The following is a 23,296-nucleotide window of genomic DNA, read 5'->3' as shown; positions in this document are numbered from 1 at the left end:
GCGCTTCGGGCCGTGCCCGCTCCGCGCCGCCCGTCAGTGCCCGAGCTTCGCCGCAGGCGGCCCGGCAGGCGGTCCGGCAGGTGGTACGGCCGGGGCGCCGATGAGCATCGAGGGGGCGCCCGCCACCCGGGTCAGGAACACGGTCGCCGAGTTCGGGCCCTGCGGCTTGACCTTCTTGCGCAACTCCTCGGGCTCGATGGCCGAGCCGCGCTTCTTCACCGTCAGGATCCCGACCCCGCGCTCGCGCAGCAGCGCCTTCAGCTTCTTCAGGCCGAAGGGCAGCACGTCGGTGATCTCGTACGCCGTCGCGTACGGCGTCTCCCGCAGCTCGTCCGCGGTGATGTAGGCGATGGTCGGATCGATGAGCCGGCCGTCCAGCCGCTCGGCGACCTCGGCGACCAGATGGGCGCGGATCACGGCGCCGTCGGGCTCGTACAGCCAGCGGCCGACCGGCCCGGCCTCCGGGTCGGGCAGCGGATCGGCGGTGTGCAGCCCGCGTGGCCCGGGGAGCAGGGTGGCGCGCACGGTCCCGGGGGCGGTGCCGAACCAGAGCACGGCCTCCTTGACGTCCCCCTGGTCGGAGATCCACTCGGCCTCGGCCTCCGCCGGGACCGCCTCGTGCGGGATCCCGGGGGCGATCTTGATGGCCGCGTACTTCGCCGCTCGGGCCGTCGCCACCGCCCACGACAGCGGCGGCGAGTAGGACTCCGGATCGAAGATCCGCCCGCGGCCCCCGCGCCGGGCCGGGTCGATGAAGACCGCGTCGTGGCCGGAGGTGTCCACCTCCGTCACGTCGGCCTCCCGGACCTCGATCAGGTCCGCCAGGCCCAGCGCCTCGGCGTTGGCGCGTGCGACGGCCGCCGTCAGCGGGTCGTGGTCCACCGCGAGCACCCGGATGCCGAGGCGGGCCAGGGCGAGGGCGTCGCCGCCGATGCCGCAGCACAGGTCGGCGACGCTGCGTACGCCGAGGGCCGCGAGCCGCTCGGCCCGGTACGAGGCCACGGACGCGCGGGTGGCCATCTCGCCGCCGCCGGGGGTGAAGTACATCCGGAAGGCGTCCTCGGCCCCGAACTTCGCCACCGCGCGCTGCCGCAGCCGGGCCTGCCCGAGGGCCGCCGAGACCAGCCCTGCGGGGTGCTCGCGGCGCAGCCGGGTGGCGACGGCCAACTCCTGGGCGGGGTCGTAGTCGCGGAGCGAGTCGAGGAGGGCGCGGCCCTCGGGAGTGAGGAGGGCGGCGAAGTCTTCGGGGGTCACATTTCCATTGTCGGCGACGGGGTGCGGACGGGGTGTGTGGGCCGGTCGGAGGAACGTCGCACCCCGGTGCGCGGTGTCGTCCCGGAAGCCCGCGTGTCGGGTGCCAGGATGCGCTGCTATGCAGCTAGTCGGACAAAGGGAAGATAAGACGCAACTGGGTCACCGGTACGCGGCGGGTCCGCGCGGCCGGTTCGGGGTGGCCGTGGCCGCCCTGCTGGTAGCCGCCCTCGGCACGGCGTGCGGCTCGGGGCAGTCGGGCGCCCCGGACAAGGCCGAGAAGGAGAAGGCCGCCAAGGGCGCGGAGGCGGGCGCCCCCGGCGCGCTCAGTGCGGCCGAGAAGGCCAAGGCGCTGCAGCAGGCGCGCGTCGCCGCGGCGAAGAAGTGGGGCCTGCGCCAGGTGCCGCTCGCCGCGCCCGCGGCGCCGAAGGAGAAGCCCGAGATCAGCACGCGCGACGGCTTCGAGGTGTGGAACCACGAAGAGGACGAACTGCCGCCGGTCTTCACCACCGTCCCGACCGAGGACAAGGTCGTCTTCCTGACCATCGACGACGGCTCGGAGAAGGATCCCGAGTTCCTGAAGATGATGCAGGAGCTGAAGATCCCGTACACGGCCTTCCTCAGCGACTACCTGGTGAAGGACAACTACCCGTACTTCAAGCAGATGCAGGCCGCGGGCGTCACCCTGAACAACCACACCCTCAACCACCGCTACATGCCCGGGCTGTCGTACGAGCAGCAGCGCGAGGAGATCTGCGGCCAGCAGGACACCATCCAGAAGACCTTCGGCAAGCGTCCGACCCTCTTCCGGCCGCCGTACGGCAACTACAACGACGACACCCTCAAGGCGGCGAAGTCCTGCGGCATCAAGGCCGTCCCGCTGTGGAACGCGGAGGCGTTCACGAACCGCATGGACTACCGCGAGTGGGACCGTGACCTGCACCCCGGTGACATCATCCTCACGCACTTCCGGGGTAAGGAGGACTGGAAGGGCACGATGCCTGACATGATCCGTCATGTCATGAAGACCGTCACGGACAAGGGGTTTGCCGTGGCCCGCCTGGAGGACTACTTGTGAGGTACGCGCGCCGGTTGGTAGCCGGAACGCTGGCGGCCGGCGCGCTCGCGCTCTCCCTGACGGGGTGCGGGGAGAGTGTGGAGCCCATCGAACGACTGGGCCGGAAGACGACCCAGGAGCCGTCGCAGACGCCGTCGGCGTCGGCGCCCGGGTCGTCTTCCGGGTCCTCGGCCGCGCCCGGGTCCTCGCCGGCGCCCGCGCAAGGGGGCGCGTCGGACGAGGCGTACAAGAAGTGGGGCCTGACGGCCCCCGTCCAGTACGCGCCGAAGCCCGCGCAGAAGCCGCAGATCCCGAAGGCATCCCCGGGCAAGGTCCCGGTGATAGACCGAATACCCGTGCCGGCCGGGGAGAAAACAGTCTTCCTGACCTTCGACGACGGCGCGGAGAAGGACCCCGAGTTCCTGAGGATGGCGGCCGACCTCAAGCTGCCGATCAGCATGTTCCTGACGGACAGCGTGGCTTCGTCGGATTACGGTTACTTCGAGAAGCTCCGCGACAACGGCTCGGCGAGCACGGTGAACAACCACACGCTGACCCACCCGAACCTGAGGACCCTCTCCTTCGAGGCGCAGAAGAAGGAGATATGCGGCCAGCAGGACAAGCTGGAGAAGCGCTTCGGCCAGCGCCCGCCGCTCTTCCGCCCGCCCTTCGGCAACTACAACGACGACACCCTCCGGGCCGCCTCGGAGTGCGGAGTCTCGTCCATCCTGCTGTGGAAGGTGTCGATGCAGATCAACAACTTCCAGTACGCCCAGGGCTCCGCCCTCCAGCCCGGCGACATCATCCTGGCCCACTTCCGCGGCCCGTCCGAACTCAAGGGCGCGACGGAAGTCCAGATGACGACCCGCATGCTCCAGCGCATACAGGAGCAGGGCTACAGGATCGGCCGCCTGGAGGACTACCTGTAGGGGCGGCTGGGCGGCTGGGCGTGGTTGTGGGGAGCGGGAGCCTGTCTGCTCCCGCCGAGCCCGGCCCTGCCGCGCCCTGAGGTGGGCGGGCAGCCACCGGCCCGGAGGGCCGGGGCGCGGGGGTGGAGGCGCCGCCCGAGCGTGCCCCCGTACGCGCCCCGCCCCCGCCCCCCTACACCCGTACCGTCGGTGTGATCGTCGTTTCTGCCGGGCCTCTGGTGTCCGCCTCGCGCTGGCGTTCCGCGCTGTCGCTGATGCGGAGGAGGAGGGCGATCATGACCCAGTTGGCCAGGAGGGACGAGCCGCCCTTCGCCAGGAAGGGCAGGGCCTTGCCCGTCAGGGGGATCAGGCCCGTGACGCCTCCGGCGACCACGAAGACCTGGAGCGCCAGCGCCGAGGCCAGGCCCACCGCCAGCAGCTTGCCGAAGGGGTCGCGGGCGCCGAGCGCCATCCGCAGCCCGCGCTGCACGAGCAGCGCGTAGAGGATCAGTACGGCCATCACCCCGGCCAGGCCGAGCTCCTCGCCCACCGTCGTGAGGATGAAGTCGCTGCGGCCGGCGAACTTGATCAGCTCGGGGTGCCCCAGTCCGAGACCGGTCCCGGAGATGCCGCCCGTGCCGAAGCTGAACAGCGCCTGCGCCGACTGGTCCGAGGTGACGCCCGGGGGAGGGGTGTCCCAGTAGACGGAGAGCGGGTTCAGCCAGGCCGCCACGCGCGCCTTGACGTGCGGTTCCGTCGAGCCGACCACGAACGCGCCCGCCGAGGCCATGAGGACGCCGCACACGATCCAGCTGGTGCGCTCGGTCGCGACGTACAGCATCACCACGAAGACGCCGAAGAAGATCAGCGACGTGCCCAGGTCGCGCTCGAAGACCAGCACCAGCATCGAGAGGATCCACACCGTGATGATGGGTCCGAGCTGGCGCATCGGGGGCAGCCGCACGCCGAGGAACTTCCGGCCCGTCAGGGCGAGGGAGTCCCGGTGGACGACCAGGTAGCCGGCGAAGAAGATCGCGATCATGATCTTCACGAACTCGCCGGGCTGGACCGAGAACCCGAAGAGGATGATCCACCGCTTGGCCCCGTACGTGTCGGCGCCGAAGAACGCCGGCGCGATCAGCAGCACCAGCGCGACCGCCATCGTGATGTAGATGAACCGCTGGAGGAGCCGGTGGTCGCGCAGCAGGGCCAGTACCGCGATGCAGGCGGCGACGCCGACCACCGTCCACAGCAGCTGGCCCGGGGCGTTCGCGTCCGAGTTCCACCGCTCGATGTAGCCCTGATCGAGCCGGTGGATCAGTACGAGCCCCAGCCCGGTCAGCAGCATGGCCAGCGGGAAGACCAGCGGGTCCGCGTAGGCGGCGAAGCGGCGCACGCCCAGGTGCCCCACCAGTGACAGCAGCGTCATGCTGATGGTGAAGTAGGCGAGGTTGGGCGGGAGTACGCCGTTCATGGCGAGGCCCGCGGCGGCGTGCCCGAAGACGGCGATGGCGATGACGAAGGCGAGGAGCAGCGCCTCGGTGCGACGGCGGGCGCCCGCCGTCGTCAGGGGCCTCAGTCCACGCACGGGATGCCGCCGCCGTCCTGGGGGGTGGACGGGGAGGGCGGGGAAGAGGGCGGGGGTGACGCCTCACGCGCCCCCGGCGCGGCGCCGGGCGCGCCGGCCGAGGTGCTCGGCGCGCCGGGGCTTGCGGAAGCCTTGGGTCCGATCTGCTCTGCAATGAGGCGCTTTATCTTCATATCATCTACGACGTTGATGTCCTCCCCGAGGTTCCGTCCCCCCCTCCGGCGGTACGGGCCGGTGGGGCGGGGACACGGCGGAGTGTCCCCGCAGGACGAGCGCGTGACCTGGGCCGTCTCGGCACGCCAGGGCCGCACGCGCCGAGCCGAGGAGACACTCCGGCGGGGCACCGCCCCACCCCCCTGCACCACCGCCCAGCCGGAACGATGGCCACCCCGGCGGGAGCCGAAGGGCTGATTTTGCCCGCCGAGCAGCCCCGCCGGGGAACCGTTACGTCGGCCGCCCCGTGCGGTGGCGGGTCAGGGCGTCGCGGGTGGCCGCGGTCAGGGCCCAGGCCGGGAAGGCGAACGCGGTCAGCCCCAGGCCGATCGGCGCCAGGGAGGTGAGCAGGCTCATCTGCACCGCGTGGTCGGCCCCCGGCCCGCTGACGCGGGCCGCCACCGGCGCCGCCGGGCGGTCGTCGAAGCCGCCGTGGATCCCGATGCCGGGAAGGGTGAACGATCCGTCGGCGGCGGTGAAGGACCCCTTGCACGTCAGTGTGCGGTCCCCCGCGGAGCCGGGATCCCCCCACACGCACCGCTCCGCGGTGAACGCGCCGTCCACGCCCGTCAGCTGCGTGATGAGCCGGGGGACGGCCGCGTGCCACATGAAGATCCCGACGGCGAGCCCGATCGCGATCGGGATGGCGTGTATCCACCGCACGCCGGTGTTTGTCCTGGTCATGCCCGGGACAGTAGTGATCCCGGGACGGCGTGCGTGCGGGATTTTCCGTGGCCGGATCCGCGTCCGCGCAACGCCCGGCGGCCGGGAATTGGCACTCCGCTTGACCGAGTGCTAATCGCCGGAATAGTCTCGCACCTGGCACTCGCCCCCGGTGAGTGCCAACACAGCGACAGGCAGGTCCGGCACCCGCGACGACGGATCGACCTGGTCGCCACCTCAGACAGTTAACCCCGGATCTCCGAAGGGGGAGGTCGGACAGTGACGACCGCCAGCTCCAAGGTTGCCATCAAGCCGCTTGAGGACCGCATTGTGGTCCAGCCGCTCGACGCCGAGCAGACCACGGCCTCCGGCCTGGTCATCCCGGACACCGCGAAGGAGAAGCCCCAGGAGGGCGTCGTCCTCGCGGTCGGCCCGGGTCGCTTCGAGGACGGCCAGCGTCTCCCGCTGGACGTCACCGTGGGCGACATCGTGCTGTACAGCAAGTACGGCGGCACCGAAGTGAAGTACAGCGGCGAGGAGTACCTCGTCCTCTCGGCTCGCGACGTGCTCGCGATCGTCGAGAAGTAATTTCGCTTCACAGCACTGCTTTGAGCTGCGCCCCTGGTCACCCCGCTGATTGCCGGGCGGCGAGGGGCGCAGCCCGTTAAACCGAGTTTTCGAGAGGGCTGAACCGCTCCCATGGCGAAGATCCTGAAGTTCGACGAGGACGCCCGTCGCGCCCTCGAGCGCGGCGTCAACAAGCTTGCCGACACGGTCAAGGTGACGATCGGCCCCAAGGGCCGCAACGTCGTCATCGACAAGAAGTTCGGCGCCCCCACCATCACCAACGACGGTGTCACCATCGCCCGCGAGGTCGAGCTGGACGACCCGTACGAGAACCTGGGCGCGCAGCTCGTGAAGGAGGTGGCGACCAAGACCAACGACATCGCGGGTGACGGCACCACCACCGCCACCGTGCTGGCCCAGGCGCTGGTCCGCGAGGGTCTGCGCAACGTCGCCGCCGGCGCTTCCCCGGCCGCCCTGAAGAAGGGCATCGACGCCGCGGTCAAGGCCGTGTCCGAGGACCTCCTCGCGACCGCCCGCCCGATCGAGGACAAGTCCGACATCGCCGCCGTCGCCGCGCTCTCCGCGCAGGACGCCCAGGTCGGCGAGCTCATCGCCGAGGCGATGGACAAGGTCGGCAAGGACGGTGTCATCACCGTCGAGGAGTCCAACACCTTCGGCCTGGAGCTGGAGTTCACCGAGGGCATGGCCTTCGACAAGGGCTACCTCTCGCCGTACATGGTCTCCGACCAGGAGCGTATGGAGGCCGTCCTCGACGACCCGTACATCCTGATCAACCAGGGCAAGATCTCCTCGATCCAGGACCTCCTGCCGCTGCTGGAGAAGGTCATCCAGGCCGGTGGCTCCAAGCCGCTGCTGATCATCGCCGAGGACGTCGAGGGCGAGGCGCTCTCCACCCTCGTCGTCAACAAGATCCGCGGCACCTTCAACGCGGTGGCCGTCAAGGCCCCGGGCTTCGGTGACCGCCGCAAGGCGATGCTGCAGGACATGGCCACCCTCACCGGTGCCACCGTCATCGCCGAGGAGGTCGGCCTCAAGCTCGACCAGGCCGGTCTGGACGTACTGGGCTCCGCCCGCCGCGTCACGATCTCCAAGGACGACACCACCATCGTCGACGGCGCGGGCAGCTCCGACGAGGTCCTCGGCCGCGTGAACCAGATCAAGGCCGAGATCGAGGCCACGGACTCCGACTGGGACCGCGAGAAGCTGCAGGAGCGCCTGGCGAAGCTCGCCGGCGGCGTCTGCGTCATCAAGGTCGGCGCCGCCACCGAGGTGGAGCTCAAGGAGAAGAAGCACCGTCTCGAGGACGCCATCTCCGCGACCCGCGCCGCGGTCGAGGAGGGCATCGTCTCCGGCGGTGGCTCCGCGCTCGTCCACGCCGTCAAGGTCCTGGAGGGCAACCTCGGCCTGTCGGGCGACGAGGCCACCGGTGTCGCGGTCGTGCGCCGCGCCGCCGTCGAGCCGCTGCGCTGGATCGCCGAGAACGCCGGCCTCGAGGGCTACGTCATCACCTCGAAGGTCTCCGAGCTCGACAAGGGCCAGGGCTTCAACGCCGCCACCGGCGAGTACGGCGACCTGGTCAAGGCCGGCGTCATCGACCCGGTGAAGGTCACCCGTTCCGCGCTGGAGAACGCCGCCTCCATCGCCTCCCTGCTGCTCACGACCGAGACCCTGGTCGTCGAGAAGCCGGCGGAGGACGAGGGCGACGCCGGTCACGGCCACGGTCACGGCCACAGCCACTGATCGCGTTCCACGTCGAAGGCCCCGTTCCGCAGCCGCGGAGCGGGGCCTTCCCCGTGTTCGGGTCTCAGGTTCCGTAGGGCGTTCCGGTTCCGCCCATCTGGCGTTGCAGGGCTCCGGGGTTGTAGTGCCACCAGCCCTCGATGATCTCTCCGTTCGCGCACCGGAAGGTCGTGGTCCCGGACATCTCGTACGTCTTCCCGGTCGGTGCGACCCCCATGAACTCTCCCTTGTGGGTGCCGCGCCAGTTCCACACCGTCGTGACCATGTCGCCCTCGGCCACCTGGGCCACCGGCTCGAAGGTCATGTCGAAGCCCGCGCGCCACATCTCCATGTCGGAGCGCATGCCCTCGCGTCCGACGACGGTGGCCTCCTCCTTGCTGACGTCGTGGTCGATGTAGTTCGTCGCGAAGCACTCGTCGAGGACGCTCATGTCGCCGGCCATCAAGGCTTCCTGGAACACCCGGTTGCAGAGCTGCTTGTTGAGGTGCTCGTCGCGGACCACGTCGAGGTTCATGAAGCTCGGCATTCCCTCGCAGAGGGCCACCATCTCCTGGAACATCCGGTCCGTCTCGGGGAGCTGAGAGTTCTTCATCGCCTCCTCGTACGAGGCGAATTCCACCATGTCCACGTAGTGGTTCCGGGCCTCGCGGTCCTGGCCGATCATCGTGTGCGTGGCGGTGCGCCTGCCGCTGCTCTGCTGCGCCCATCGGTCTATGAGCGCGTTCATCTCATCGAACCGCGTGGTTTCATAATCGATCACTTGTACGAATGTCATCGCGTCGCCTCCCGCTGGAGATGGGACATGTCCAGTTTAGGGAGATTGGGGCTATTCGGCGGCTTCGGCGGGTGCCGGCCGGGCACCTGACCGACGGGTCACGAACGCTACTGCGGCCCGTACTTGCGGCCCGTGCGCGAGGACACCCCGCCCAGCAGCCCGCGCGGCGTCAGCTTCACCACGCCCATCAGGGCCTTGTACCGCGGGTCCGGGATCGATACCGTCTTCCCGCGGGCCAGGTCGGCCAGGGCCGCCGTCACCAGCTTGTCGGCGTCCAGCCACATCCAGCCGGGGATGTTGTCCGTGCCCATGCCGGCGCGCTGGTGGAACTCCGTCCGGACGAAGCCGGGGCACAGCGCCATCAGCCGGACCCCGGACCCGGCCATGTCCCGCGCCGCGCCCTGGGTGAACTGCACGACCCAGGCCTTGCTGGCCCCGTACGTACCCCGGGGTACGAAGGCGGCCACCGAGGCCACGTTGATCACGCCGCCGCGGCCGCGGGTGCGCATCGACTCCGAGGCCGCCGAGGTCAGCCGCAGCACCGCCTCGACGTGCACCTTCAGCATGGTCAGCTCGTCGGCCATGGAGACCTCGAGGTAGCGGCCCTTGTTGCCGAAGCCGGCGTTGTTGACCAGCAGGTCCACGGGGTGCGTACGGTCGCCGAGGCGCTTCTCGACCGCCGCGATGCCCGTCTCGGTGGCGAGGTCGGCGGCCAGCACCTCGGCCTCGATGCCGTGCCGGTCGTGCAGCTCGGTGGCCTGCTCGCCGAGCCGCTTCGTGTCGCGTGCGACCAGCACCAGGTTGTGGCCCTGGGCGGCGAGTTTGCGTGCGAAGGCGGCGCCGATGCCCGCCGTGGATCCCGTAATCAGCGCAGTCGTCATAGGCGCAACCTAGCCGCCCCGGACGACAGCGCTAACGCGCCCCGGCCCCGGCCCCGTACTTCTCCACGTACTGGCGCACGGTCTCGTGTGCCTTCGGCTCCATCACCGCACCCGCGGCGAGGGTGCGCGGCAGCAGGGCGCGCTCGGTGGTGAAGGCGCGGAACCACAGCTGCACCGTCACGTCGTGGTTCGGCCGGTGGATGATCTCGATGGGGTCGCCGGGGGAGACCGAGCCCTCCTGGATCACCCGCAGGTACGCGCCCGGCCGGGCCTCCCGGGTGAACCGCTTCACCCAGCCCGCCTCGCCCAGCGCCCCCTGGAACGTGCGGCACGGGATGCGGGCCGAGGCCACTTCCAGGACGACGTCGGCGCCGACCCGCCAGCGGTCGCCGAGCCGTGCGGTGTTCAGGTCGATGCCGGAGGTCGTGAAGTTCTCGCCGAAGAGCCCGCCGGGCAGTTCGCGGCCCAGCTCCCGCTCCCACAGGTCGAGGTCCTCGCGGGCGTACGCGTAGACGGCCTGGTGGTCGCCGCCGTGGTGGCGGCGGTTGCAGATGGCGTCGCCCTCCAGGCCGCTGCCCAGGCCGGTGGCCTTGTCGCCGGGGGCGAAGACGCGGACCGGCCCGGGGACGGGACGCTTGCCGATGCCCGTCACCCCGCTCTCCGCGTCGGTGTGCTCGGAAGACGTGGCGGAGCCGACGTTCACGGAGATCAGATGCATGGGGCCCATGACCACAGGCTAACCGCGCGGTCCCAAAGCGTCACGTGGGTATTCGCGCAGCGATGAAAGGGGGCCTTATGCTCGAAGGGTGATCGAAGCACGTCATCTCCGGGTACTGCGCGCCGTCGCCGGGACCGGTTCCTTCTCCGCCGCCGCGCGCGAACTCGGCTGTACCCAGCCCGCCGTCTCCCAGCAGATGAAGGCGCTGGAACAGTCGGCCGGCACCCCGCTGCTCATCCGTACCGGCCGCGAGATGCGGCTGACGCAGGCGGGCGAGGCCCTGGTGCGGCACGCGGCCGGGATCCTGGCCGGGCTGACGGCCGCCGAGGAGGAGGTCGCGGCCATCGCCGGACTGCGCGCGGGCCGGGTGCGGCTCGTGTCCTTCCCCAGCGGCAGCTCCACCCTGGTGCCGACCGCGCTCGCGGCGATGCGCGCTGAGCACCCGGGCACCCGTATCTCGCTGGTCGAGGCCGAGCCGCCGCGGTCGGTGGAGATGCTGCGCGAGGGCGACTGCGATCTGGCGCTGGCCTTCCGCTACGGCGGGGCGGCCGGGTCCGCGGCCGAGTGGGAGGACCTCGTGGTGCGGCCGCTGCTGACCGACCGGCTCGTGGGGCTGGTCCCCGAGGGGCACGCGCTGGCCGGGGCGGAGCGCGTGGGCATGGCGGAGCTGGCAGGCGAGCCCTGGATCGCGGGCTGCCCCCGCTGCCGCCGCCATCTGGTGGAGGTGTGCGAGGACGCGGGCTTCACCCCGCGCATCGACTTCGCCACCGACGACTACCCGGCGGTGGTCGGCCTGGTGGGTGCGGGGCTGGGGGTCGCGGTGCTGCCGGAGCTCGCGGTGGAGTCCGTACGGGCCAAGGGTGTCAGCACGCTCGTCGTGGAACCGGCCGTCGAGCGGGAGGTCGTGGCGCTGACCCTGCCCGACCTGGCCCGGGTGCCGGCCGTGGCCGCGACCCTGGCCGAGCTGGAGCGGGCGGCCGCGCGCTGACCGTACGCGCGGGGTGCGCGTACGGCCGAACGCGTGGAACCGGGGCCGGGCGGCGACATGCCCGGGCCTGCCAGTGGTGCGGAGGAAACGTTCCTTCCGTCGTTTCGTCGGCTCTCAGTGCGGCGCGATCGGTCCGATCGCACTCGACGCGGGGATGAGTCGATGCCGGGCGCGGCCCATCAGTTCCTCGCGTTCGTCCTCGGTGAGGCCGCCCCACACCCCGTAGGGCTCGCGGACGGCGAGTGCGTGCGCGGCGCATTCCGAACGAACCGGGCATCGCATGCAGACCTCTTTAGCCGAGGCCTCGCGCGCGCTCCTGGCCGCGCCCCGCTCGCCCTCCGGGTGGAAGAAGAGGGAGCTGTCGACCCCGCGGCAGGCGGCTAGCAGCTGCCAGTCCCAGAGGTCGGCGTTCGGTCCGGGGAGGCGGGAGAAATCTGCCATTGGTAGTCCTCTTGGTGCCGGTACTGAGGCGGATACGGGTCCATGTCTCCAAGGGTCTCCACACCTACTGTCGGAGTAGATGTAAATATGACTCATTGGGAATCTAGCCTCAGACACGTGCCAAACGGAAGGAAAGCCGCCAAATAGGGCATAGCTCCAGATGGAGGACAGGTGGGGTGCGCCTCCGCGGTTGTGATCGCTTCCTCACGTAGAGTGCCGAAGGTGTCCGTCCGACCCGTAACTCTTTCGAGTGACCATCGTTGAGAGTGCGAAGGCGGTTGAACCAATGAGTTCTCGGACAGATGTCCGGGGGCATCGACCGCACAGGTGACGATACGTACCAGCCTGGAGGCTCAAGGTGACGCGCATCAGCAGCTGCGGAGGGCGGTCATGACATCCGTCCTCGTCTGCGACGACTCCCCGCTTGCCCGAGAGGCGCTCCGTCGCGCGGTTGCCACCGTGCCCGGCGTCGAGCGTGTGACGACGGCTGCCAACGGCGAGGAAGTCCTCCGCCGCTGGGGCGCCGACCGCTCCGACCTGATCCTGATGGATGTACGGATGCCCGGGCTCGGCGGTGTGGAGACGGTCCGCCGCCTCCTCTCGGCCGACCCCGGCGCCCGCATCATCATGCTGACGGTCGCCGAGGACCTGGACGGCGTGGCCCTCGCGGTCGCCGCCGGCGCCCGCGGATACCTGCACAAGGACGCCTCGCGCGCCGAACTGCGGGCCACGGTCACCCAGGCCCTCGCCGACCCGACCTGGCGACTGGCCCCGCGCCGGCTCCGCTCCGCCGAGATGGGCGCCGCGCCCACCCTCACCGCGCGCGAGATCCAGGTGCTGGAGGGCATGAGCCACGGCCGGTCCAACGCGGAGATCGGGCGCGAGCTCTTCCTCTCGGAGGACACGGTCAAGACGCACGCGCGCCGGCTGTTCAAGAAGCTCGGCGCCTCGGACCGCGCGCACGCCGTGGCGCTCGGCTTCCGCTGGGGTCTCGTCCGCTGACCCGGCCGCGGCCGGGCCCGGCCCGGACCGCCGCAGACCGCGGATCGTCGAGAGCGGTCCCGTCCGCCACCGGTGGACGGGGCGGCGCGCCGCTCTTGCCGTCGCCCGGTGCCTCCCGGCGCCTCTTCTCGTCGCGGTAGCCCCGTCCCGCCGTACCCGGTGCGCACCCGGGGGTTGGCGGGGCACAATCCGGGGGACGTCTCGCTTCGTGCGCGATGCCGCATCCTTGAGGGTGTGGAGTCTCTCGGGGACTATTCGGCCGAGCGGGAGGGGAGGGCGCAGATGAAGAGTTCCGGCGCACCCGCTCATAACGCTTCGACGCACGAAAAGGGCCACGGTGCCGCGGATGCTCCGGCGCCAAGGCACCATGGACGGATGCGCGACGACGAGGCCCTGGGGTCCCCTGCGGCCACAGGCCCCACCGGCGCCGCCGCCGGCGGCAGTGCCGGGGGCGCCAGCGCGCTCGTACGCCGCGCGGTGGAGGGTGACGAGCAGGCCACGCACGACCTGCTCGCCTTCGTTCACCCCCTCGCCATCCGCTACTGCCGCACCCGGCTGTCACGGCTCCCGGGTGACGCTCGCCACTTCGTGGAGGACCTGGCGCAGGAGGTCTGCGTCGCCGTCCTGATGGCGCTGCCGCGCTACCGGGACACCGGTCGCCCCTTCGAGGCATTCGTCTTCGCCATCGCCGCGCACAAGGTCGCCGACCTGCAGCGGGCCGCCATGAGGCACCCGGGCAGCACGGCCGTGCCGTCGGACGAGATGCCGGAGCGGCCGGACGACTCGCTGGGCCCGGAGGAGCGCGCGCTGCTCAGCAGCGACGCCGCATGGGCCAAGAAGCTGCTGGAGAACCTGCCGGAGAACCAGCGCGAACTTCTCGTCCTGCGGGTGGCCGTCGGGCTGACCGCGGAGGAGACCGGTCAGATGCTCGGGATGTCCCCCGGAGCCGTGCGCGTGGCCCAGCACCGGGCGCTCAGCCGGCTCCGCGCCCTCGCCGAGCAGTAGGTCTACCCGTAGGAAACTACGAATCTTCTGGTTGGCCTTGGTCGTGGAATGAGACGCGTCCCGATCCCGTTAGCATGGACATCCGCGCTGAGCAAGACCATTTGGGAAGGTGTCATGACCGCCGACGGAGTGCCCGACAAATTCGCCACGCTCGGACTGACCTACGACGACGTGCTGCTGCTGCCGGGCGCGTCGGACATGGCACCGGACGACATCGACACCTCTTCCCTGATCTCCCGCAACGTGCGCGTGAACATCCCGCTGCTGTCCGCGGCCATGGACAAGGTCACCGAGGCCCGCATGGCCATCGCGATGGCCCGCCAGGGCGGCGTCGGCGTGCTGCACCGCAACCTCTCCATCGCGGACCAGGCCAATCAGGTCGACCTCGTGAAGCGTTCCGAGTCCGGCATGGTCTCCGACCCGATCACGGTGCACCCGGACGCGACCCTGCGCGAGGCCGACGAGCTCTGCGCGAAGTTCCGCATCTCCGGCGTCCCGGTCACCGACCCCGCGGGCAGGCTCCTCGGTATCGTCACCAACCGCGACATGGCCTTCGAGTCGGACCGCAGCCGCCAGGTGCGCGAGGTCATGACCCCGATGCCGCTGGTCACGGGCAAGGTCGGCATCTCGGGCGTGGACGCCATGGAGCTGCTGCGCCGCCACAAGATCGAGAAGCTTCCGCTGGTCGACGACGCGGGCATCCTCAAGGGCCTCATCACGGTCAAGGACTTCGTCAAGGCCGAGAAGTACCCGAACGCCGCCAAGGACAAGGACGGCCGCCTCCTGGTCGGCGCCGCCGTCGGCGTCGCCGGTGACGCGTACGACCGCGCCCAGGCCCTGATCGAGGCGGGCGCCGACTTCATCGTCGTCGACACCGCCCACGGTCACTCCCGGCTGGTCGGCGACATGGTTGCCAAGATCAAGTCGAACTCCTCGGTGGACGTCATCGGCGGCAACGTCGCGACCCGCGACGGCGCCCAGTCGCTGATCGACGCCGGCTGCGACGGCATCAAGGTCGGCGTCGGCCCCGGCTCCATCTGCACCACCCGCGTCGTCGCCGGCATCGGCGTCCCGCAGGTCACCGCGATCTACGAGGCCTCGCTCGCCGCCAAGGCAGCCGGCGTCCCGGTCATCGGCGACGGCGGCCTGCAGTACTCCGGCGACATCGCCAAGGCCCTGGTCGCGGGCGCCGACACGGTGATGCTCGGCTCGCTGCTCGCGGGCTGCGAGGAGTCCCCGGGCGAGCTGCTCTTCATCAACGGCAAGCAGTTCAAGTCCTACCGCGGCATGGGCTCGCTCGGCGCGATGCAGTCCCGCGGCGACCAGCGCTCCTTCTCCAAGGACCGCTACTTCCAGGAGGGCGTGGGCGGCGACGACAAGCTCATCCCCGAGGGCATCGAGGGCCAGGTTCCCTACCGCGGCCCGCTGTCCGCGGTCGTCCACCAGCTCGTCGGCGGTCTGCGCCAGTCGATGTTCTACGTGGGCGGGCGCACCGTGCCCGAGCTCCAGGACAACGGCCGCTTCGTGCGCATCACCTCGGCGGGCCTCAAGGAGAGCCACCCGCACGACATCCAGATGACCGTCGAGGCCCCGAACTACAGCCGCAAGGGCTGAGCAGGCGCGACACAGAGGGGCGGACCCGGGTCACCGGGTCCGCCCCTCTCGCGTGGCGTCCGTACAGCGGTCACCGGGACGCGGCCCGCCGGGGTTCGGGGATACTGGACGGGCAGACCCAGAGGAAAGGCCACCACACGTGACTGAGATCGAGATCGGGCGCGGCAAGCGCGGCCGCAGGGCGTACGCGTTCGACGACATCGCCATCGTCCCGAGCCGGCGTACCCGGGACCCGAAGGAGGTCTCGATCGCCTGGCAGATCGACGCGTACCGCTTCGAGCTCCCCTTCCTGGCCGCCCCCATGGACTCGGTCGTCTCCCCGCAGACCGCCATCCGCATCGGTGAGCTCGGCGGCCTCGGCGTGCTGAACCTCGAAGGCCTGTGGACCCGCTACGAGGACCCGCAGCCGCTGCTCGACGAGATCGCGGAGCTGGACGAGGAGGCCGCCACCCGCCGCCTCCAGGAGATCTACTCCGCGCCGATCCAGGCCGACCTGATCCGGCAGCGCATCAAGGAGGTGCGCGACTCCGGTGTGGTCACCGCCGCCGCGCTCTCCCCGCAGCGCACCGCCGAGTTCTCCAAGGCCGTCGTCGACGCGGGCGTGGACATCTTCGTCATCCGCGGCACCACCGTCTCCGCCGAGCACGTCTCCGGCGCCGCCGAGCCGCTGAACCTCAAGCAGTTCATCTACGAGCTCGACGTCCCGGTCATCGTCGGCGGCTGCGCCACCTACACCGCGGCCCTGCACCTGATGCGCACCGGCGCCGCGGGCGTGCTGGTCGGCTTCGGCGGCGGCGCCGCGCACACCACGCGCAACGTCCTCGGTATCCAGGTCCCGATGGCGACCGCTGTCGCGGACGTGGCGGCGGCCCGCCGCGACTACATGGACGAGTCCGGCGGCCGCTACGTGCACGTCATCGCCGACGGCGGTGTGGGCTGGTCGGGCGACATCCCGAAGGCCGTGGCCTGCGGCGCCGACGCGGTGATGATGGGCTCCCCGCTGGCCCGCGCCACGGACGCGCCCGGCAGGGGCAACCACTGGGGCATGGAGGCCGTCCACGAGGACGTGCCGCGCGGCAAGAAGGTCGACCTCGGCACCGTCGGCACCACCGAGGAGATCCTCACCGGTCCCTCGCACAGCCCCGACGGCTCGATGAACATCTTCGGCGCGCTGCGCCGCTCGATGGCCACCACCGGCTACAGCGAGCTCAAGGAGTTCCAGCGGGTCGAGGTCACGGTGGCGGACTCCCAGCACCGCCGCTGACGGTTCCCACCGCGTATGCCTGAGGGCCGGCACCCCGCTCGGGGTGCCGGCCCTCCGGCATCGGGTCACAGACCGAGGTACAGCGTGACGGCGTGTTCGACCTGGGCCAGCTCGTGCCGGTCCAGACAGTGCACAGGGTCGCCGTGCACGAACGACACGTCGATCGTGCGGATCTGGTCGACCAGCAACCGCGTGAGCCTGCCGCCGATCTCCAGCTCGGGGCGGAAGGGGGAATCCTGGGCGCTGGTCGACGTGGGAACGATGGTCACCACGCTCCAGGCCATGCCGCTCGGGGTCAGGACGAGGCCGAAGCGCTTGCCCCGCTGCTCGTGCCCGCGCTTGGCGTCGCCCAGGTCCACGCGGTAGACGGCGCCCCGGATCACCAGGCGTCCGGTTCGGCGTTCAGGTCCTCGTCCGCCAGCCGCTCTGCTGCGACGCGTGCCTGTTCGAGCCACGCCTCCCGCTCCAGCAGCCGCAGGGCCCGTCTGATCACGTCGCTGGTCCGCTCGCCGTCGCGCATGGCCGCCGCGATGATCCGCTCGTCCTCTTCGGTGGGCCTGAACCCTATGGTCGTCGCCATGCGTCCAGGCTACTCCCGGTGCAACATCTGTGCAGCAAATGTTGCACACCCGGTCTGTCCAGGTGAGGCCGGTGCTTAGAGGCGGTGGGCGGCGCCCGCCGGGCCGGCGCCGCGGGTGTCCAGGAGGAGCTGGGCCTTCACCGCCAGGGCCTGCATGTCGTACGTGCGGTGGTGCTGGAGCAGGATCGTCAGGTCCGCGTTGGCCGCGGCCTCGTAGAGGGACTCGGCGCGGGGGACCGGCCGGTCCCTGACCCGCCAGCCCGTGATGTACGGGTCGTGGTAGCTGATCAGTGCCCCGAGGTCGATGAGCCGGCTGGCGATCTCGCCGGCCGGGGAGCCCTCCTGGTCGGCGAGGTCGGGCTTGTACGTGACGCCGAGCAGCAGGACGCGGGCCCCGCGGGCGGACTTGCCGTGTTCGTTCAGCAGGGTGGCGGAGCGCTGGATGACGTACTGCGGCATCCGGTCGTTGATCTCCTGCGCCAGGCCGACCATGCGCAGCGGGTGGCCGGGGGTGCGGGTGGTGTGGGGGAGGTAGTTCGGGTCGAGGGGGACGCTGTGGCCGCCGACGCCGGGGCCGGGGCGGAAGGCCTGGAAGCCGTACGGCTTGGTCTCGGCGCAGCGGATGACGTCCCACAGGTCGACGCCGAGGTCGTGGCAGAGCACGGCCATCTCGTTCATCAGGGCGATGTTGACGTGGCGGTAGTTGGTTTCGAGCAGCTGCACGGTCTCGGCCTCGCGCAGGCCGCGGGCGCGGACGACCTTCTCGGTGAGGCGGGCGTAGAAGGCGTGCGCGGACTCGGTGCAGGCGGGGGTGAGGCCGCCGATCACCTTGGGGGTGTTGGCGACGCCGTGCGTCCGGTTGCCGGGGTCGAGGCGGCTGGGGGAGTAGGCCAGGTGGAAGTCCCGGCCCGCGCGGAGTCCCGATCCCTCTTCCAGGATCGGCCGCAGGTAGTCCTCGGTGACGCCGGGGTGGGCGGCGGATTCGAGGATCACCGTGGTGTGGGGGCGCAGCCGTGCGGCGAGCGCGCGGCCCGCGCCGCCCACGGCGGAGAGGTCCAGCGCGCGGTCGGCGCCCAGCCGGGTGGGGGCGCAGATGACGGCCGTGCGGACCCGGCCGAGCTCGGCGGGGTCGGTGGTGACCCGGAAGCCGGCCGCCGACATGCGGCGGATCTCGGCGGCGGAGAGAGTGGAGTCGGTGACCGGGCCGCTTTCGTAGCCGACCGTCTCGATCCCGGCGGCGACGGCCGCCTGGGCGAGCGGAAGGCCGAGGTGGCCGAGTCCGATGACGGCGAGGTCTGCGGGCATGGGGATGCCGTCCCTTCCCTGGCGTGAGGGGGTGCCGCGCAAGTCCTCCCGAGGGCAGGGAGCTGGCGCAATGTCAGACTAGGCTTATATATGACAGATATGTCGCATTCCGGGGTGAACGCCGTCGTTGTGTTGTCCACAGGCGGTGGCTGATGTGAGTGCGGGACGTCAGAATCATGAAACGGGGGCATGTGAGCGGGATCTCATCCGCACCGACGGGAGGCAGCCGTGAGGACAGCGACACTGGGGCCGGCGCAGCGAGCCGTGGCCTTCACCCGGATGGCCGAGCGGGAACTGGACGTGCTGGTCGTGGGTGCGGGCGTGGTCGGCGCCGGTACCGCGCTCGATGCCGTGACGAGAGGCCTGTCCACCGGTCTGGTGGAGGCGCGTGACTGGGCCTCGGGCACCTCCAGCCGGTCGAGCAAGCTGATCCACGGCGGTCTGCGGTATCTGGAGATGCTCGACTTCGCCCTCGTGCGGGAGGCGCTGAAGGAGCGCGGTCTGCTGCTGGAGCGCCTCGCCCCGCATCTGGTGAAGCCGGTGCCCTTCCTGTACCCCCTGCAGCACAAGGGCTGGGAGCGGCTCTATGCCGGCGCGGGCGTCGCGATGTACGACGCCATGTCGGTCTCCAGCGGTCATGGCCGCGGCCTGCCGGTGCACCGGCACCTGTCGCGCTCCCGGGCCCTGCGGGTGGCACCGGCGCTGCGCAAGGACGCCCTGGTGGGCGCCCTCCAGTACTACGACGCCCAGATGGACGACGCGCGGTACGTCACCACGCTCGTGCGGACGGCCGCGGCCTACGGGGCGCACTGTGCCAACCGGGCGAGGGTCATCGGATTCCTGCGCGAGGGTGAACGCGTCGTCGGTGCCCGCGTGCGGGACGTGGAGGGCGGCGTCGAGTACGAGATCCGCGCGAAGCAGGTCGTCAATGCCACCGGGGTGTGGACGGACGACACCCAGGCGCTGATCGGGGAGCGCGGGCAGTTCCACGTGCGGGCCTCGAAGGGCATCCACCTGGTCGTGCCGAAGGACCGTATCCATTCGACCACCGGGCTGATCCTGCGGACCGAGAAGTCGGTGCTGTTCGTCATCCCGTGGGGGCGGCACTGGATCGTGGGCACCACGGACACCGACTGGGACCTGGACAAGGCGCACCCGGCGGCGTCCAGCGCGGACATCGACTACATCCTGGAACACGTGAACTCGGTGCTGGCGGTGCCGCTGACGCGCGACGACGTCCAGGGCGTGTACGCGGGCCTGCGGCCGCTGCTGGCCGGCGAGTCGGACGCGACGAGCAAGCTGTCGCGCGAGCACACGGTGGCCCATCCGGTGCCGGGGCTGGTGGTGGTCGCGGGCGGCAAGTACACGACGTACCGGGTCATGGCGAAGGACGCAGTCGACGAGGCGGTGCACGGGCTGGACCAGCGGGTGGCGCCGTGCGTGACGGAGGACGTGCCGCTGGTGGGGGCCGAGGGGTACAAGGCCCTGTGGAACGGGCGGGCGCGGATCGCGGCCCGGACGGGCCTTCATGTGGTGCGGGTGGAACACCTGTTGAACCGGTACGGGACGCTGACGGAGGAACTGCTCGGCCTGGTCGCCGACGATCCGGAACTGGGCAAGGCGGTGACCGGGGCGGACGACTACCTGCGCGCGGAGATCGTGTACGCGGCCTCGCACGAGGGGGCGCGGCACCTGGACGACGTACTGACGCGGCGGACGCGGATCTCGATCGAGACCTTCGACCGGGGGACGCGGTCGGCGCGGGAGTGCGCGGAGTTGATGGCTCCGGTGCTGGGGTGGGACAAGCAGCAGATCGAGAAGGAAGTGGAGCACTACGAGAAGCGGGTCCAGGCGGAACGGGAATCGCAGCGGCAGCCGGACGACCAGACGGCGGACGCGGCGCGGCTGGGGGCGCCCGACATCGTTCCGTTGTAACTCCGGGATCCGGAAGGCGGAACCGCAGACCCGGGGGGTCCGTCCGTTGCGGAGTGAGGAACAATGATGGCTCTGCCGGGGCGGGTTACCGTGGGCCCCGGCCGCCGGGTCGCTCAGCCGCTGGGGCGGGCGGAGCAGCGGCACGATCGCAGAGGGGACGCATGTCGAAGCCGGAGCACACCGAGTCACCTGCCGGGGCGCCTGCGGCGGAGCTTGACGACGGCGCCTCTGCGGGGTCGCGGTCGCCTGCCGGGTCGCCTGCGGCGAAGCCCGAGGATGTTTCCGTGCCTGCGGCAAGGGCTGCCGCTGAGGCGGAGGCTGATGGGCCGAAGCCGGGCAAGGCCGCGCCCGAGGGTTCCGCTGCGGCTGCCGAGCCGAAGCCGGGCGAGGCCGCGTCTGCGGCCGCGAAGCCGGGACTGGTCAAGGCCGCACCTGCGGCGGAGCTGGACGGGGACGCGAAGCCCGCGGCTGCGAAGCCGAGCTTGGGCAAGGCCGCGGCAGAGTCGGAGGCCGGCGCGAAGCCGGCGGCTGCGAAGCCGAGCTTGGGCAAGGCTGCGCCTGCGGCGCGGGCCGCCGCCGAGCCCGGCGGGACGAAGTCAGCCTCCGCGGCGGAGCCGGAAGGTGACGCGAAGTCCGCCGACGTGCCGAGTCTGAGCAAGGCCGCGCCCGCGGCAGAGTCGGAGGCCGGCGCGAAGCCGGCGGCTGCGAAGCCGGGCCTGGGCAAGGCCGCGCCTGCGGTGGGGGCGACCGGGGGGAATCCCGTCGTTGAGAAGGCCGATGCGATGGCGGCGGCCGTCAAGGCCGCCGCGGCCAAGGCGGCCGGGGACGGGCAGCACGAAGGGCGGCTGCTGGCCGGCCGGTACCGGCTCGGCGCCGTGCTCGGCAAGGGCGGCATGGGCACCGTCTGGCGGGCCCAGGACGAGACCCTGGGCCGTACCGTCGCCGTCAAGGAACTCCGCTTCAGCAGCGGGGTCGACGACGACGAGAAGCGCCGCCTCATCACCCGCACCCTCCGCGAGGCCAAGGCCATCGCCCGGATCCGCAGCGGCGGCGCCGTCACCGTCTACGACGTCGTCGACGAGGACGCCCGGCCGTGGATCGTCATGGAGCTCATCGAGGGGCCCTCGCTCGCGGAGTTCATCCGGGAGAACGGCCCCCTCACCCCGCACCGCGCCGCCGAGGTCGGCCTCGCCGTGCTCGAGGTCCTGCGCGCCGCGCACGGCCAGGGCATCCTGCACCGCGACGTCAAGCCCTCCAACGTGCTCATCGCCGGCAACGGCCGCGTCGTCCTCACCGACTTCGGCATCGCCCAGGTCGAGGGGGACCCCTCCGTCACCTCCACCGGCATGCTCGTCGGCGCGCCCTCCTACATCTCGCCCGAGCGCGCCCGCGGCCAGAAGCCCGGCCCGCCCGCCGACATGTGGTCGCTCGGCGGCCTGCTGTACGCCTCCGTCGAGGGCGTGCCCCCGTACGACAAGGGGTCCGCGCTCGCCACGCTCACCGCCGTCATGACCGAGCCGGTCGACCCGCCGAAGAACGCCGGCCCGCTCACCGAGGTCATCTACGGTCTGCTCGCCAAGGACCCGGCCCGCCGCCTGAACGAGGAGCGCGCCCGGGAGATGCTCACCGCCGTCCTCGCCGCGCCCGAGCCGGTGCCCGCCCCCGTGGTGCCCGCGGTCGCCGAGGAGACCCGGCAGATATCGCTGGCGGACGCCCAGCAGGCCGCCGAGAAGGCCACCGCGGAGAAGGCCGCCGCCAAGGCCGCGAAGAAGGAACGGGAGCGCCGGGAGCGGGAGCAGCGCGAGCGCGCCCGCGCCGCGCTGAAGGCCGCCCGCAAGGCGGCGACGGCCGCCCCGGCCGTCGCGGTCTCGGCCGCGGAGGCGCCGAAGGGCCGCCCCGCCGCCGTCGTCGCGCCGCTCACCGACGTCATGCCGCGGCGCACCATCGCGCTCGCGGTGGCCGCCGTGGTCGCCGTCCTCGTGGTGGTCGGCTCGCTGATCGTCTACGCCGTCAGCGGCGACGACAAGGACAAGAAGAACCAGGGCAAGGGCGGTCAGCCCACCCCGGCCGCGTCCGCCCCGCAGACCTCGGGCGGCGCCGAGCAGGGTTCGCCGAAGCCGTCGGGGAACACCGGTGAGACGGGCGCCGGCGGTACCGCCGGCGCCGGTACCGACGCGGGCGCCGCCGCGCAGGGCCAGGGGCAGGGCCAGCAGACCGCCGGCCAGGGCCAGGCTCAGGGCCAGGGCCAGGGCCAGGGGCAGGGCGCCACGACCGGGGGAGCGGGCGGCGCGCTCCCGGCCGGATTCGTGCTGGTGACGGAGCCCGGCTTCCACTTCTCGATGGCGATGCCCGAAGGGTTCAAGCGGACGGGCACCGCCGGCGAGAACTCCGGCGGGATATTCAGCCGCGACGGCGGATTCCCCCGGATCCAGGTCGACTTCACCGGCAATCCGGGCGACGATGCGGCCCTCGCCTGGATCAAGCTGGCCCCGGCGGTGGGCGGCAGCAGCAAGGGCTACCGGCAGATCCGCATAGACAAGACGGAGTACCGGGGCTACCCGACCGTCGCGGACTGGGAGTTCGAGCGGGAGCACGGCGGGGTGAAGATGCGCGTCCTCAACCGCGGCTTCAAGACCGACGCCACGCACGGCTACGCCATCATGATCAGCTGCCCCGCCGACCAGTGGGACGGCCCCGAATGCACCCAGATGCGCGAGGTCGCCTTCCAGACCTTCCGGCCTCTCGCCTGACCCCGGGACGCAGGCGCCCCTGTCGACGTA

At 71.3% G+C, this 23,296-nt stretch carries 21 protein-coding genes; 11 read left to right on the top strand and 10 right to left on the bottom strand.

Features of this window, described 5'->3' with window-relative positions:
* Positions 1–33: 33 nt before the first annotated feature.
* Positions 34–1,254: a class I SAM-dependent methyltransferase gene (locus AAT21_RS25130; RefSeq protein ID WP_046779229.1), complete on the bottom strand. Its 1,221-nt coding sequence runs from the start codon at positions 1,252–1,254 to the stop codon at positions 34–36.
* A 118-nt stretch (positions 1,255–1,372) separates the two neighbouring features.
* On the opposite strand from AAT21_RS25130, the gene AAT21_RS25125 reads away from it, so the two are divergent.
* Together AAT21_RS25125 and AAT21_RS25120 are read left to right on the top strand one after the other, a co-directional pair.
* Entirely contained in the window at positions 1,373–2,329 is a 957-nt protein-coding gene (locus AAT21_RS25125; protein WP_046779228.1) for a polysaccharide deacetylase family protein, read from the top strand.
* A gap of 14 nt (positions 2,330–2,343) precedes the next feature.
* On the top strand, positions 2,344–3,237 hold the full coding sequence (locus tag AAT21_RS25120; protein ID WP_046779444.1) for a polysaccharide deacetylase family protein: 894 nt from the start codon (positions 2,344–2,346) through the stop codon (positions 3,235–3,237).
* A gap of 172 nt (positions 3,238–3,409) precedes the next feature.
* On the opposite strand, the gene AAT21_RS25115 is transcribed toward AAT21_RS25120, so the two are convergent.
* Both AAT21_RS25115 and AAT21_RS34705 read right to left on the bottom strand, forming a co-directional pair.
* The gene (locus AAT21_RS25115; RefSeq protein ID WP_046779227.1) at positions 3,410–4,804 is read right to left on the bottom strand and encodes an FtsW/RodA/SpoVE family cell cycle protein; all 1,395 of its coding nucleotides are present in this window, start codon (positions 4,802–4,804) and stop codon (positions 3,410–3,412) included.
* Positions 4,805–5,248: 444 nt separating this feature from the next.
* The gene (locus AAT21_RS34705; RefSeq protein WP_157879781.1) at positions 5,249–5,701 is read right to left on the bottom strand and encodes a hypothetical protein; all 453 of its coding nucleotides are present in this window, start codon (positions 5,699–5,701) and stop codon (positions 5,249–5,251) included.
* A 258-nt stretch (positions 5,702–5,959) separates the two neighbouring features.
* Here AAT21_RS34705 and groES point away from each other — a divergent pair, with 258 nt between their 5' ends.
* Together groES and groL are read left to right on the top strand one after the other, a co-directional pair.
* Complete coding sequence (gene groES, locus AAT21_RS25105; RefSeq protein WP_030011064.1) at positions 5,960–6,268, top strand: co-chaperone GroES; 309 nt, start codon at positions 5,960–5,962, stop codon at positions 6,266–6,268.
* Positions 6,269–6,379: 111 nt separating this feature from the next.
* Positions 6,380–8,008, top strand: coding sequence for a chaperonin GroEL (gene groL, locus AAT21_RS25100; RefSeq protein ID WP_030960956.1), 1,629 nt, complete (start codon positions 6,380–6,382; stop codon positions 8,006–8,008).
* A 64-nt stretch (positions 8,009–8,072) separates the two neighbouring features.
* Here the strand turns inward: groL and AAT21_RS25095 are convergent, their stop codons facing one another.
* The 3 genes from AAT21_RS25095 to AAT21_RS25085 form a co-directional block, all read right to left on the bottom strand.
* Entirely contained in the window at positions 8,073–8,768 is a 696-nt protein-coding gene (locus AAT21_RS25095) for an ester cyclase (protein ID WP_412180337.1), read from the bottom strand.
* A gap of 122 nt (positions 8,769–8,890) precedes the next feature.
* A complete protein-coding gene (locus AAT21_RS25090) occupies positions 8,891–9,664 on the bottom strand; it encodes an SDR family NAD(P)-dependent oxidoreductase (RefSeq protein WP_046779225.1) in 774 nt (257 codons plus the stop codon).
* A gap of 31 nt (positions 9,665–9,695) precedes the next feature.
* Positions 9,696–10,382 carry an MOSC domain-containing protein gene (locus tag AAT21_RS25085; RefSeq protein ID WP_046779442.1) on the bottom strand — a complete coding sequence of 229 codons (687 nt, stop codon included), beginning with the start codon at positions 10,380–10,382 and terminating at the stop codon, positions 9,696–9,698.
* An 88-nt stretch (positions 10,383–10,470) separates the two neighbouring features.
* On the opposite strand from AAT21_RS25085, the gene AAT21_RS25080 reads away from it, so the two are divergent.
* The gene (locus AAT21_RS25080) at positions 10,471–11,370 is read left to right on the top strand and encodes a LysR family transcriptional regulator (RefSeq protein WP_046779224.1); all 900 of its coding nucleotides are present in this window, start codon (positions 10,471–10,473) and stop codon (positions 11,368–11,370) included.
* Between the two features lie 114 nt (positions 11,371–11,484).
* Here the strand turns inward: AAT21_RS25080 and AAT21_RS25075 are convergent, their stop codons facing one another.
* Positions 11,485–11,811: a WhiB family transcriptional regulator gene (locus AAT21_RS25075; RefSeq protein ID WP_030027725.1), complete on the bottom strand. Its 327-nt coding sequence runs from the start codon at positions 11,809–11,811 to the stop codon at positions 11,485–11,487.
* Between the two features lie 390 nt (positions 11,812–12,201).
* Here AAT21_RS25075 and AAT21_RS25070 point away from each other — a divergent pair, with 390 nt between their 5' ends.
* The 4 genes from AAT21_RS25070 (at position 12,202) to AAT21_RS25055 (ending at position 16,696) form a co-directional block, all read left to right on the top strand.
* Positions 12,202–12,813, top strand: a complete 612-nt coding sequence (locus tag AAT21_RS25070; protein WP_003948568.1) for a response regulator transcription factor — start codon at positions 12,202–12,204, stop codon at positions 12,811–12,813.
* A gap of 375 nt (positions 12,814–13,188) precedes the next feature.
* The gene (locus AAT21_RS25065; protein WP_046779223.1) at positions 13,189–13,818 is read left to right on the top strand and encodes a sigma-70 family RNA polymerase sigma factor; all 630 of its coding nucleotides are present in this window, start codon (positions 13,189–13,191) and stop codon (positions 13,816–13,818) included.
* A 114-nt stretch (positions 13,819–13,932) separates the two neighbouring features.
* Positions 13,933–15,432 carry an IMP dehydrogenase gene (guaB, locus tag AAT21_RS25060; RefSeq protein WP_046779222.1) on the top strand — a complete coding sequence of 500 codons (1,500 nt, stop codon included), beginning with the start codon at positions 13,933–13,935 and terminating at the stop codon, positions 15,430–15,432.
* A gap of 139 nt (positions 15,433–15,571) precedes the next feature.
* Positions 15,572–16,696 (top strand): GuaB3 family IMP dehydrogenase-related protein, encoded by a 1,125-nt coding sequence (locus AAT21_RS25055; RefSeq protein WP_046779221.1) that lies wholly within the window; start codon positions 15,572–15,574, stop codon positions 16,694–16,696.
* Positions 16,697–16,761: 65 nt separating this feature from the next.
* Here the strand turns inward: AAT21_RS25055 and AAT21_RS25050 are convergent, their stop codons facing one another.
* From AAT21_RS25050 to AAT21_RS25040, 3 genes are all read right to left on the bottom strand, one after another.
* Positions 16,762–17,079, bottom strand: coding sequence for a type II toxin-antitoxin system PemK/MazF family toxin (locus AAT21_RS25050; protein WP_107081376.1), 318 nt, complete (start codon positions 17,077–17,079; stop codon positions 16,762–16,764).
* A complete protein-coding gene (locus tag AAT21_RS25045; protein ID WP_046779220.1) occupies positions 17,076–17,276 on the bottom strand; it encodes a hypothetical protein in 201 nt (66 codons plus the stop codon). The genes AAT21_RS25050 and AAT21_RS25045 overlap by 4 nt, the downstream gene beginning before the upstream one ends.
* A gap of 75 nt (positions 17,277–17,351) precedes the next feature.
* On the bottom strand, positions 17,352–18,581 hold the full coding sequence (locus AAT21_RS25040) for a nucleotide sugar dehydrogenase (protein ID WP_046779219.1): 1,230 nt from the start codon (positions 18,579–18,581) through the stop codon (positions 17,352–17,354).
* Between the two features lie 228 nt (positions 18,582–18,809).
* Here AAT21_RS25040 and AAT21_RS25035 point away from each other — a divergent pair, with 228 nt between their 5' ends.
* Positions 18,810–20,516, top strand: a complete 1,707-nt coding sequence (locus AAT21_RS25035; RefSeq protein ID WP_046779218.1) for a glycerol-3-phosphate dehydrogenase/oxidase — start codon at positions 18,810–18,812, stop codon at positions 20,514–20,516.
* Positions 20,517–20,800: 284 nt separating this feature from the next.
* A complete protein-coding gene (locus AAT21_RS25030; RefSeq protein ID WP_412180336.1) occupies positions 20,801–23,266 on the top strand; it encodes a serine/threonine-protein kinase in 2,466 nt (821 codons plus the stop codon).
* Positions 23,267–23,296: the final 30 nt, after the last annotated feature.

The sequence above is a fragment of the Streptomyces yangpuensis genome (genome assembly GCF_001005295.1).
GTDB classification, from domain to species: domain Bacteria; phylum Actinomycetota; class Actinomycetes; order Streptomycetales; family Streptomycetaceae; genus Streptomyces; species Streptomyces yangpuensis.
This window is presented reverse-complemented; position numbering and strand designations above follow the sequence as displayed.